Below are 12,709 nucleotides of genomic sequence, written 5' to 3'. Positions count from 1 at the left end.
CCCGGCCCAGCGGGTCAGTGCGTTGTGACGATCTAAGGAGTGCGGTCTTGTCTCGTACCGATCAGCCGGATGCCGGAGTCGTCCGCGCGGCGCATGCCGTCCGGACCGGGAATCTCATCACCGACTTCTACGACGAGGTACGGGAACTGTCGGCCGCGACCTGGCCGGCGCCGGCGCGGGACGATCCGGCGCGGTTCGGCGTGGGCGGTGTGTTACCCGACCTGACCCCGGCGGTCCGCGAGTACTTCGCGGCGGCCGAGGCGTCCTGGCACGAGATGGGCAGCTACCGCGGCCACGAGCTGATGCTGCTCAACCTCGCCCGCAACCCGGGGACCAACACGACGAAGACCTTCGCTTCGTTGCTGATCGTCGCGCGGGCCGCGGAGTTCGTCCGGCAGCACGGCGAACCCGTGGTGATCTTCTCGCCGACTTCGGCGAACAAGGGAACCGCGCTGCGGGACGCGCTGGCGCGAGCGGTGTCGTGCGGGCTGGTCCAGCCGGACCAGCTGCGGGTGGTCGTCCTCGCGCCCGCGGCGAACATCGCCAAACTGCGTACCGACGCGTTGTCCGCGGACCCCCGGCTGGCGGAGCTGAACCCCTTGCTGACCTACGACGATCCCGTCGCGGAGAACGTCAAGGTGCTCGGCCGCCGCTTCGTCGATGAGTACGCCGAAACGTTGCTGCGGCAGCACGGCCGCCACCTCTGGTACTCCCTCGACCTGGACAATTACCTGGTCGCCGACGTCGGCCGCGCGTTGTTCGAACACGCCGTCGCGCCCGTCGACAAGGCCGACCGGCAGCGCACCCACGCCCACGCGGTGTCGAGTGCTTTCGGTCTGCTCGGCTACCACCTCGGGCGCGACCGGCTGGAACGTGACGGGCAGTCCGATCCGATGCGCCGCCCGCACAGCCTGCTCGTCCAGCATCTCGGGACCCCGGACATGGTGTTGCACCTGCGGCACGGCGACTTCGACCGCGACCGCGTCCCGCGGTACCGGCTCGATCCGGCGACCGGGCGGCACGAGCAGCGGTCCGACCCGCGTTTTCCCTACCACACGGGCGATCCCGGCGAGGTGCTCGATCCGACCTTCTACACGCGACGGCCGGCGACGGCGAACCGGATGACCGACATCATCAACCGGCACGGCGGAGACGGAATCGTCGTGTCCGAGCTGGAATGCCGGCAGCGGTACCCGGAGCTGAGCCCGCTGCTCACCGACGCCGGTTTCCCGGTACCGGCCGATCCGGCCGCGGTGCGCGAGTGGTCGCTCATGATGGCGCTCACCGGTGTCCTCAACGGCATCGACCGCGGCCTTGTCGATTCCGCGCACGACGTGGTCGTGCACGGTTCGGGCTGGTACACCGACGAAGACATGAAGCCGCTGACCGAGCGCGGGGTGACGCCGGTGTCCTCGGCGGAGGAGGTCTTCAAGTACGTTTCCGCCGGGAGCGGGCCTTGGTGATCCGGCGCTCGCTCGTCGCGCGGCCGGTGTTCGCCTGGCGTACCGGCACCCGGCCGTCGCTGGTGCGGACCAGATTGGCGTTCGACGACGCGCGTTTGCGCCGGGCGACGTACGTCCGTTCCACCATCGGCGGTTCGCTCACCCTCGGCTACGCCGGTCTGCCCGAGGGCGCCAGCCATGTCGTGCCGTTCCTGGAAGAACAGGCCGCCGGTGGTGACACGATCCACCGGGAGACCCGAACGGTGCGGTGGGCCGAGGCACTGGCGCCGTCCGGCGTCGACCTGCTGGCCATCGGCGCACCGGCCGCACGGCTCCGGTCGCTGAGGTCGGCAGGCGACCTGCTGCTTCCGTTCCGCATCGAGCTCGTCGTGCCGGTCGTGCCGGACGCCGGGGCCATGCGGGCCCGGATGTCGAGGAAGGAGCGTCAGCGAGTCGCGCGACAGCGGCGCGACCTCGGCTGGACCCTCGAACACGCCACCGCCACCGAGGATTTCGAGTGGTTCTACGAACACGTGCACCTGCCGACGATGCGTGCGCGACACGGTCCCGCGACGCGCAGCCTGGAGCGTGAGATCGCGTTCCAGTGCGTCTTTCGCCGGGGTGTCCTGTTCTTCCTCACCGAAGGGCCCGAACGCATCGCGGGGATGCTGTGCCTGGTCAACCGGCGGACCCGCACCCTCACCCTGCGGTTGGCAGGCGTGACGCACGGAGCCCGCTCGCACTACGGCACGGGCGCGTTCGCGGCGTTGTACGCGCTGATCCTGGAATGGGCGGCCGCCAACGGCATCCGGGCGGTCAACCTGTCCGGATGCGAGCCGTTCCTGAGCAAGGGCATCTTCCAGTTCAAGCGCAAGCTGCACCCGCGGGTGGTCCTGCCGGTCGACCACTTCGGCGGCAAACGGTTGCTGCTGCGGGTGCTCCGGGACACCCCTCGGGTGCGTGACCTCCTGGTGGCCAACCCGGTCGTCGCCGAGACTCCCGACGGCGCGCTGGAAGCGGTGTACTTCCACGACGAGCAACGCCCGGCCCGGCTGGACCTCCGGTGGGAGGGCACCGGCCTGCGCGCCGCGCGGCTGACCCACCTGGACGTGTTCCTGCGGGACACCGCGGAGAGGGGGACACCATTCGCATCGGCGTGATGATCCTGCCAACGGCCCGCTGGCGGGAGGCACGGCAGTCGTGGAAAATGGTCGACGAACTGGGTTTCGCGCACGCCTGGACCCTCGACCACATCGCGTGGCGCGAGCTGGCCGGGCGACGGTGGTACTCCGCGATGCCCACACTCGCCGCGGCCGCGCAATGTACCCGGCGGATCCGGCTCGGCACGCTGGTCGCGTCCCCGAACTTCCGGCATCCGGTGCCCTTCGCGAAGGAAGCGCTCACCCTGTCCGACCTTTCCGGCGACCGGTTCGTGCTCGGAATCGGCGCGGGAGCGTCCGGTGCCGACGCGAAGGTGCTGGGCGGGGTGCCGTGGTCGCCCGCCGAGCGCCGGGACCGCTTCACGGAGTTCGTCGAGGTCGTCGACCAGCTGTTGCGGCAGCCGTGTTCGGACTACGCGGGCCGGTTCTACTCCGCGCGCGACGCGTGGATCGACCCGGACGGCGGCGCGCGCGACAGGATTCCGGTGGTGGTCGCCGGAAGCGGTCCCACCGGCATGCGGTTGGCCGCCCGCCACGGGGACGGTTGGGTGACCAACGGCGTCGCCGCGCGCCGGGGGCGGGTGCCCCCGGCGGTGACGCCCGAGCTGGCCCGCGAGCAGATCGACGCCGTCCGGCGGACGTGCGTCGAGGAGGGCCGTGATCCCGCGACGCTGAAGGTGTTCCTGATGAACGTCAATCGAGCGCAGGCAGCGTTCTCCTCGGCCGCCGCGTTCGCCGACACGGCAGGCCGGTACGCGGAGATCGGGGTGACCGACCTGATCGTGCCGTTCCCGAGAAGCGAACCGCCGTACGAAGGAGATCTGCGTGTGCTGGAACAGGTCGCAGCGGATGTGCTGCCCATGGTGGCGGGGGACTGACTGATGTGCGGAATCGCCGGTTGGGTGGACTTCACCCGCGATCTGTCGGCAGCGGGTGCCCGCCTCGGTGAGATGACCGGCGGGCTGGCGCCTCGCGGCCCGGACGGCGAGGGGGTGTGGCTGTCGCGCCATGCTGCCGTCGGTCACCGCAGACTCGCGGTCATCGACCTCGCCGGTGGCAAGCAGCCGATGATCACCACCCGGTCACCCGGTGGCGGGCAGATCGTGCTGACCTACAGCGGCGAGATCTACAACTTCCGGGAGCTGCGCGCCGAGCTCGTCGCGCGCGGGCACCGGATGCGCACGCAGTCCGACACCGAAGTGGTCCTGCGCTCCTATGTGGAGTGGGGCGCCGCGGCGGTCGAGCGCATGGTGGGGATGTTCGCCTTCGCCGTCTGGGACACCGACCGGCGCCAGCTGCTGCTGGTTCGCGACCGGCTTGGCGTGAAACCGTTGTACTACCACCGTTACGCGGGCGGCCTGCTGTTCGGGTCCGAGCCGAAGGCGATCCTCGCCAACCCGCTGTTCACCGCCAGGATGAGTGAACAGTCGCTGCCGATGCTGTTCAACGCCCGGCTCACGCCGTCGGGCGCGACGCCGTTGCTGGGGCTGGCCGAAGTACGGCCGGGGCACGTTCTGAGGTTCACCCCCGGCGAGTTCGCCGAGTCGAGATACTGGGCGTTGCACGGCGAGGAGCACACCGACGACCTCGACAAGACGGTGTCGACGGTGCGTGAACTCGTCGAGCGGATCGTCGCCGAGCAACTGATCTCCGACGTGCCGCTCGGCACGTTGCTCTCCGGTGGTCTTGACTCGTCCGTGGTGGCCGCACTGGCCGCGGAGACACTGCGGGAGAACGGCTCCGGGCCGTTGTCGACGTACTCGGTCGATTTCGCCGGTGCCGAGTCGGACTTCCGGCCGACCGCGCTGCGCCCCGACCGGGACAGCCCGTACGCCAAGCTGACCGCCGCGCATATCGGCGCCGCCCATCACGAGGTGATCGTCGACGACGAGCGCATGCGCTCCGCCCTCCCGATCGCCAGGCACGCGCGCGACCTGCCGAGCCTCGGGCAGTTCGACGCGTCGATGCTGGAGCTGTTCCGTTCGGTCCGCGAGACGTCGACCGTCGCGTTGTCCGGTGAGGCGGCGGACGAGGTGTTCGGCGGCTACCCGTGGTTCCGTCACCCGGACGCGGTCTGGGCGGACACGTTTCCCTGGATGGGGGACGGCGTCCGGCTGACCGACTTCGTCGCGCCGGACGTCCGCGCCCGGATCGAACCGAGGGAACAGGAACAGGACCTCTACCGGACGCTGCTGGCCGAGGTGCCCGGCCTGCCGGGGGAATCCAAGCTGAACGCGCGGATGCGTGAGGTCCTGTACCTGAGCATGCAGGCCCCGCTCGGCTTGTTGCTGGACCGCAAGGACCGGATGAGCATGGCGGTGGGCCTCGAAGTTCGGGTGCCGTACTGCGACCATCGGCTGATCGAGTATGTCTGGAACGTCCCGTGGGAGATGAAGACCGCGGACGGCAGGGAGAAGAGCCTGCTCCGGCTGGCGTTCGGCGACCGGCTGCCGCCCGCGGTCCTCGACCGGCCCAAGAGCGCCTATCCGGCGTCGTTCTCTCCTGGCTACGGCGCACAAGTGATCGCCGGTGTCCGCGCGCTGGCGGGCGACCCGGACTCCCCGTTGGCCGGAGTGCTCGACGGGCAACGGATCGAGGACATGATCTCCGCCGCGGACCGGCCGACGATGACGCACGCCAACCATGCCCACATCTTGATCCCGTTGCTGGAGGTCGACCTGTGGATGCGCGAGCTGGGAGTGACCCTTTGCTGACGGCACCGATGGGGGAAACCGATGTCCGAGCGTGGTGACTTCGCCGGTGCGCCGTCGGGGACGGACCCGCGAACCGATCTCGTCCGGTCGATCTTCGCCGACGTGCTCGGCGAACCGTGGGTGGCCGCGGACGACGACTTCTTCGAGCTCGGTGGCCAGTCGATGCTGGCATCCCGCCTGCTGAGCCAGTTGCAGGCGGCTTTCGGCGCGCAGATCACCCCACGGGAGTTCTTCACCGCGCCGACGCCCGCCGGGGTGGCGAGCAGGCTCGACACGTACCGGACGAGCCGCCCGCCCATCGAGCGGAAGGACCGGCCCGCGCGGGTCCCGTTGTCGTTCGCGCAGCAGCGCCAGTGGTTCCTCAACCAGGTCGCCGGTGGCGGGGCCGGTTACAACACCCCGCTGGCCTTGTGGCTGTCGGGTGAGCTGGACGTCGAGGCGATCCGCCAGGCGGTGCGCGATGTGATCGCCCGGCACGAGCCGCTCCGGACGATCTTCCCGGCGGAGGCGGGAACGCCGAGGCAGGAGGTCCTCGAGGTCCCGGACGCGGCCACGGCGGTGGTGGTGATCGACGTCGAGCCGGACAAGGCGCAAGAGACGGTCCGGCGGTACGCGTCCGAAGGCTTCGACCTGACCGAGGACGCGCCACTGCGGACCTATTTGTTCGTCCTCGGTCCCGACGAGCATGTGCTTTTGCTCGCGCTGCACCACATCGCGGTCGACGGCTGGTCGTTCGAACCGCTGCGGCGCGACCTGTCCACCGCCTACCGGGCCAGACTGACCGGTAGCGCGCCACCATGGCCGGAACTGCCGGTGCAGTACGCGGATTACGCCCAGTGGCAACGGGAACTGAGCGACCGTGACGAGGATTCCCTGCTGGCCGACCAGCTGGACTACTGGCGGACGGCGCTCAAGGGCACGCCAGGGCAGCTCACCCTGCCGACCGACCGCTCCCGCCCGGCCGTCGCGGGCTACGACGGCGGCCGGGTGCGCCTGCATCTCGGAGCCGAACTGCACCACCGGCTCGCCGCCCTCGCCAGGGAGCATCAGGCCACGCTGTTCATGGTCATCCAGGCCGGCATCTGCGCCCTGCTGACCAGGCTGGGCGCGGGCACCGACGTGCCGATCGGCGCGCCCATCGCCGGCCGCACCGACGCGGCGCTGGACGACCTCGTCGGATTCTTCGTCAACACGCTCGTCCTGCGCACCGGCACGGCGGGCGACCCGGACTTCCACGAGCTGATCGAGCGGGTCCGCACGACCGACCTCGCCGCGTTCGACGCCGCCGACGTGCCGTTCGAACACGTCGTCGAAGCGGTCAACCCGGTTCGTTCCCTCGGCGTGCACCCGCTTTTCCAGGTGCTGTTCCTGGTGGACGCGAACGTCGAGCCCGCGCTGGACGCGCCGGGCCTCACATCCCGGTTCGAGGCGGTCGACATCGGGACCTCCCGGTTCGAATTGTCGTTCAACTTCAAGGAGAAGCTGTCCGCCGACGGTGAGCCGGACGGGGTCGACGGCCTGGTCGAATACACCACCGACGTGTACGACCACGGCACGGTCGAGGCCATGGCCGAGCAGCTGTGCCTGGTGCTGGAGCAGGCCGCCGGTGACCCCGGGCTGCCGATGTCGCGGTACGAACTGCTGTCCGCGCCCGCCAGGCAACGGGTGCTGACCGAGTGGAACGACTCGGCCAGGGCCCTGCCTGCCACCGACCTCGCCACGTGGCTGGAGAACCAAGCCGAGCGGACACCGGCGGCGGTCGCCGTCGTCACGGACACGGTCAGCGTCACTTACGCCGAACTGCACGCCAGGGCCAACCAAGTGGCCAGGGAACTGACAAGGCGGGGCGCCGGGCCCGAGCGGGTCGTCGCGGTGGTGCTGGACCGCTCCGTGGAACTCCTGGTCGCGATGCTGGCCACCGTCAAGGCCGGCGCGGCCTATCTCCCGGTGGATCCGGACTTTCCCGACGACCGGGCCGGTTTCATGATCGCCGACGCCGCGCCCGCGGTCGTGGTGACGAGCGCCGAGCACGCACACCGGGTGCCCGGCGCCCTGGTCCTCGACGACCCCGAAGACGTGGCGCGGATCGACCGGTGGCCCGCGGCGAAACTGGCCGGGGACGAGCGGCGCGGCGGGGGAGCGGCCGCTGCCGCCTACGTGATCTACACCTCCGGCTCGACAGGGGTGCCCAAGGGAGTCGTGATGCCCGCGGCCGGACTGCTCAACATGGTCTGCTGGCAGGCGGACGGCGGTTCCGGGTACCCGGGTGGGGTCACCGCCCATCTGGCGAGTGTCGGGTTCGACATGTCGTTGCAGGAGACGCTCGCGACGCTCGCCCGCGGTGGCACGGTGGCGATCCCGGAGCCGGATCTCCGCACCGATCCGGCGCGGCTGGTGCACTGGATCGACCGGCACCGGGTGCGCATGATCATGGCGCCGGCGTTGCTGCTCGACAGTCTCTGCTCGGCCGCCGTCGCCGAGGGCACCGAGTTGCCGACCTTGACCGACATCGTGCAGGCGGGATCGGCGCTGACACTGGGCGATGACCTTCGCTGCCTGCTGGCCGCCCGGCCGGGCCGACGGCTGATCAACCAGTACGGGCCGACGGAGACGCATTGCGCGCTCTCGTTCCCCGTGCCCGGCGAGGTCGCCGCGAGCGGCCGGACCACGACGGTCCCGCTCGGCCGTCCAGTGTGGAATCACCGGGTCTACGTGCTGGACGAGACAGCACGGCCGGTCCCGCCCGGTGTGCTCGGCGAGGTGTACATCGCGGGCGCGGGGGTGGCCCGTGGCTATCTGGCCAAGCCCGGCCTCACCGCGTCGAAGTTCCTCCCGGATCCGTTCGGCGCACCCGGCGAGCGGATGTACCGGACGGGTGATCTGGCCAGGTGGAACAGTGACGGCACGGTGACGTTCGCCGGCCGGGCCGACCACCAGGTGAAGATCCGGGGCTACCGGGTGGAACCCGGGGAGATCGAAACGATCCTGCACGAGCACGCCGGGGTGGCACAGGCCGCCGTGACCGCGATCGAGGTGGCGCCGGGAGACCTCCGGCTCGTGGCGTACGTGGTGGGCACCGGTGCCGTCCGGCTCGACGTCGCCGAGTTGCGCCGGCATGTGTCCGGGTCCCTGCCCTCCTTCATGGTCCCGGCCTCGTTCGTCGTACTGGACCGGTTGCCGGAAAACGCCAACGGGAAAGTGGACCTCGCCGCGCTGCCCGCTCCACGGTGGACGGCGACCGGCCGGGCACCGCGCACCCCGCAGGAAGAACTGCTGTGCCGTCTGGTCGCCGAGGTGCTGGGGCTCGCCGAAGTCGGTGTGGACGACGGGTTCTTCGATCTCGGCGGCCACTCGCTGCTGGCCGCCAAGCTGGCGGGCCGGGTGCGTTCGGTGTTCGGCGTCGACCTGCCGGTGCGGGTGGTCTTCGACCGGCAGACGGTCGCGGGCATCGCCAAGGCCATCGACGGGCCGGCGTCCAGCAGGCTGCCGGTCAGGGTGATGCGCAGACCGGCCCGGGTGCCGCTGTCCTTCGCGCAGCACCGGTTGTGGTTCGTCGAGCAGCTGGCGGCACGGGCGGACGATGGTTCGGCGTACCACCTGCCGTCGGTGTTCTCGCTGACCGGCGAGGTGGACGTGGCCGCGTTGCAGGCGGCGATCGGTGACGTGATCGCCAGGCACGAAAGCCTGCGAACCGTGTTCCCGTTGTCCGGTGACGAGCCGTACCAGCGGGTGCTCGACCCCGAACCGTTCCGTCTGACCACAGTGGACAGTCCGGAGCCCGGCGTTCCCGCCGCCGTGGCGGCCGAAGTCGACCGGCCGTTCGACCTCGAGCACGAGCCGCCGTTGCGCGCCAAGCTCTTCCGGCTCGCCCCCGACCGGCACGTGCTGCTGATCTGCCTGCACCACATCGCCACCGACGGCTGGTCGATGCGGCCGCTGTTGCGGGATCTGTCCACCGCGTACGCCGCAAGGCAGGCGGGTGGCGCCCCGGACTGGGCGCCGTTGCCGGTCCAGTACGCGGACTACACGCTGTGGCAGCGGGAAAACCTCCGCACCGACGGCACGGGTATCGCGGAGCAGCTGCGGTACTGGACAGGACAGCTGGCCGGTCTGCCCGAACAACTGGAGCTTCCGCTGGATCGGCCCCGCCCGGCGGTACGCAGCCGGCGTGGCCGGACCATCTACTTCGGACTCGACGCCGATCTGCACGAAGGCCTCACCCGGCTCGCCGGAACCGGGGGCGCCAGCTTGTTCATGACCTTGCAGGTGGTGCTGGCCGGTTTGCTCACCCGGCTGGGGGCGGGCACGGACATCCCGATCGGCGCGGCGATCGCGGGCCGCAACGACGACGCGTTCAGTGATCTCGTCGGCTTCTTCGTCAACAATCTGGTGCTCCGCACCGACACCAGCGGCAACCCGACCTTCACCGAACTAGTGGCGAGAGTGCGGGAAACCGACTTGGCCGCCTACGCCAACCAGGACGTGCCGTTCGAGCGACTGGTCGAAGTGCTCAATCCGGCGCGATCGTTGAGCTACAACCCGCTGTTCCAAGTGTCACTGGTCCTGCAGAACGCGGGCGAGGCCACGCTGGAACTTCCCGGCGCGGAAGTGACCGAGCACCAGGCCGGGCTGCGCAACGCCAAATTCGATCTGCTGTTCGCGTTCACCGAGCGGCGTGACGCCGGCGGCCGTCCACAAGGCATCGACGCGCTGGTCGAGTACGCCACCGACATCTTCGACGAAGAGACGGTCACATCCCTGACCCAGCGGCTGGTCCAGGTGGTGCGTGCCGCGGTCGCCGATCCAGGTTCGCGCCTGGGCGCCGTCGATATACTGCTCCCGGGTGAGCGCGAGAAACTGCTCGCCATGTGGTCGGGCTGATGGAAAGGCGGCGACGGCAGATGAACCTCCGCGGTCACTTCACGCCCGGCCCGGAGTTCGGTGAGACCCTCCGCGCCGGTGCCCGCCGGGCACACGAGACAGGGGAGGTCGACGCCGCGAGCCTCGAGGCGCTGCGCCGATCGGGGCTGCTGGGCATGATGGTCCACGAAGACCACGGTGGCTGGGGCTACCCCCCGGCCACCGCGAACACCGTGATCGAGGCCGTCGCCGCGGACAACCCGTCGATCGCCATCATGTTGTACCTCCACTGCGCGGTGGTGGTGCGGATCGAGCAGTACGGCACCGAGGCCCAGAAGAAACACTGGCTGCCACGCGTCGCACGAGGCGGTGAGCTGGTGGCGTCCGCCTGGAGCGAGCCCGGATCGACCGCGGACAAGCGCTCGCTGTCCACGACCGCCCAGCGGGACACCGCCGGAGGATGGGAAATCAAGGGCGGCAAAACGTTCTCCACCAGCGCCACCGTCGCCGACTTCTTCATCGTGCTCGTGCAGCTTCCCGCCGGCACCGAAACAGCTCACGCCACCGGGCCCACCTACGGCGGGAGCGACCAGGCGCTGTTCCTCGTCGAAGCGGCCGCCCCCGGGGTCCAGGTACCCCCGGGCGCACTCGACATGGCCGGCATGCGCGGCTCCGGGACGGGAATGGTGCAGTTCCAGGACGTGACCGTCGCGGAAAGCAATCTGCTCTGCTCCGGCAGCGCCACCACCGAGGCGATCCAGTTGCCCCACCGGCTGGGGCTCACCCTCGGCGCGGTCAGCGTGGGGCTGGCGCAGGCGGCGCACGAAACCGCGCTCGGGCACGCCCGCGACCGCGGCCTCTTCGGCGAACCACGATTCCAGCGGCAGCTCGCCTCGACGGAGATCGCCGTCAGATCGGCCCGCGCCGCCGTCCGCGATCTCACCACCGGCCCGGCAGACGACAGAGTGCTGCGCGCCTACTGCGTCAAGGTCTTCGCCTCGGAGACCGGTGAGACCGTCTGCGGCACGGTCCGAGGTCTCCTCGGCAGCGCCGGCTACCTCCAGGCACACGAGATCAACCGGATCTCCCACGACGCCGAAGCCGTCACGCATATGGGGCCGCCCACGCACTTGTGCCTCGACCTGATCGCGGGACGATGGGATCCCGCGCCCGGCCCCGATCGGTAGCCTTCGAGGTTCCACTGACCGCGACGCGCACATCCATGCCAGGCCTGCCAGGAGGAAGCTATGTCCGTCGAGGACGAGGTGGCCAGGCCGCTGCGGTCGAATCCGGTCTGGTTTCGGTGGCTGGCCGCGGCGTCGCTCGCCAGGCTGCCCCAGACGATGCTGCCGGTCGCGCTGGTCCTCACCGCCCACGACGTGACGGGGTCGTTCGTCGGCGCCGGTTTGCTGAGCGGCGCCAGCGCGCTGACCTACGCGGCGTGCGCGCCTTGGCGGGGCAGGCAAATGGACCGGGCCACGCTGCCTCGTGCGCTGGGCTGGTCGCTGCTGGGGTCGACGGCAGGCCTGGTCGCCACGGCGATCGCGGCCGCCGCGGGTGCGCCTTTGGTGGTGCTGCTGGCTTTGGTCGTCGTGGCGGCGGGCAGCGGTGCGGGAGTGAGCGGGGCGTACCGGTCGCTGTTGCCGCTGGTCCTGCGGCCCGGCCAGCTCAAGCAGGCGTACGCGATCGACGCGGTCGCGCTGCAGTCGGCGTGGATCGGCGGTCCGGCGCTGGCGGCCGTGGTGGCCGCTCTGGTCGGGCCACAGGCGTGTATCGGCGCGGTGGCCGCTGTCGTGGCATCGGGTGCGCTGCTCAGCTGGACGTTGCCGAGCCGGGCACCCGCGAGCGGCCCCCGGCAGTCGTCGTCGGCGCGCACCCTGCTGGCGCGGCTCTGGGTGCCGCTGCTGCTCAACGTGGGCATCGGCATCAACCTCGGCGCACTCGACGTCGCCCTTCCCGCGTTGCTGGCGGACCACGGCAGTCGCACCACGAACGGCGGCCTGGTGCTAGCAGGTATCTTCGCCACGAGCGCGCTCAGTGGTTCCGTCTATGCGGCCTTACCCGCCACGAACCTGCTGCGCAGAGCCCCCAGTCTCACCGTGGCCTGGGTGCTGATCTCCGTGTACGGCTTCATCACCGTGATCGCCGCCGTGACCCCTTCGCTGGTGCTCGCCATCGCCGGCCTGCTGATCGCCGGACTGGCCTTCGCGCCGGGTGACACCGCGGCTATGTTGCTGGTCCCCGAGAAGGTCTCGCCGGATCGGCTGGCGGAGGCGTTCGGGTACTTCTCTGCTTTCGGCTATCTGGGGACCGCCGCCGCCAGCCCGGTGGCGGGATTGCTCGTGACACGATTCGGCGCCGACGCGGGTCTGCTCCTGGCGGGCCTGGCGCCACTGCTCACCGCCGTGATAGTGCCGATCACCCGGCTACGGAAGAACTAGTGCCCGGCACCGGAAGTTCGCCACACCACACGCACCGGCATGTCGCGAAAGCCACTTTCGGGACATCAGACGTCCCGAAAGTGGCTTTCGCG

General features: G+C 70.3%; 7 protein-coding genes. All 7 read left to right on the top strand.

Annotated features, from left to right (window positions below; genetic code table 11):
- Positions 1 to 47 precede the first annotated feature (47 nt).
- The 7 genes from BS329_RS36070 to BS329_RS36040 are packed head-to-tail and all read left to right on the top strand — an operon-like array spanning position 48 to position 12,617.
- Positions 48 to 1,463, top strand: a complete 1,416-nt coding sequence (locus tag BS329_RS36070) for a DUF6002 family protein (RefSeq protein ID WP_076167357.1) — start codon at positions 48 to 50, stop codon at positions 1,461 to 1,463.
- The gene (locus BS329_RS36065) at positions 1,457 to 2,602 is read left to right on the top strand and encodes a hypothetical protein (RefSeq protein ID WP_143253340.1); all 1,146 of its coding nucleotides are present in this window, start codon (positions 1,457 to 1,459) and stop codon (positions 2,600 to 2,602) included. The genes BS329_RS36070 and BS329_RS36065 overlap by 7 nt, the downstream gene beginning before the upstream one ends.
- Entirely contained in the window at positions 2,602 to 3,480 is an 879-nt protein-coding gene (locus BS329_RS36060; RefSeq protein ID WP_208619335.1) for an LLM class flavin-dependent oxidoreductase, read from the top strand. The genes BS329_RS36065 and BS329_RS36060 overlap by 1 nt, the downstream gene beginning before the upstream one ends.
- A 3-nt stretch (positions 3,481 to 3,483) precedes the next feature.
- Positions 3,484 to 5,316, top strand: a complete 1,833-nt coding sequence (gene asnB / locus BS329_RS36055; RefSeq protein WP_076167354.1) for an asparagine synthase (glutamine-hydrolyzing) — start codon at positions 3,484 to 3,486, stop codon at positions 5,314 to 5,316.
- A gap of 21 nt (positions 5,317 to 5,337) precedes the next feature.
- A complete protein-coding gene (locus BS329_RS36050) occupies positions 5,338 to 10,197 on the top strand; it encodes a non-ribosomal peptide synthetase (protein WP_076167352.1) in 4,860 nt (1,619 codons plus the stop codon).
- 20 nt (positions 10,198 to 10,217) lie between these two features.
- On the top strand, positions 10,218 to 11,363 hold the full coding sequence (locus BS329_RS36045; RefSeq protein WP_076167492.1) for an acyl-CoA dehydrogenase family protein: 1,146 nt from the start codon (positions 10,218 to 10,220) through the stop codon (positions 11,361 to 11,363).
- A gap of 60 nt (positions 11,364 to 11,423) precedes the next feature.
- A complete protein-coding gene (locus BS329_RS36040) occupies positions 11,424 to 12,617 on the top strand; it encodes an MFS transporter (protein ID WP_076167351.1) in 1,194 nt (397 codons plus the stop codon).
- The last annotated feature ends 92 nt before the right edge of the window (positions 12,618 to 12,709 follow it).

Source organism: Amycolatopsis coloradensis (assembly GCF_001953865.1).
GTDB lineage: Bacteria > Actinomycetota > Actinomycetes > Mycobacteriales > Pseudonocardiaceae > Amycolatopsis > Amycolatopsis coloradensis.
The sequence above is the reverse complement of the archived record's forward strand: the minus strand, read 5'-3'. Positions and strand labels throughout refer to the sequence as shown.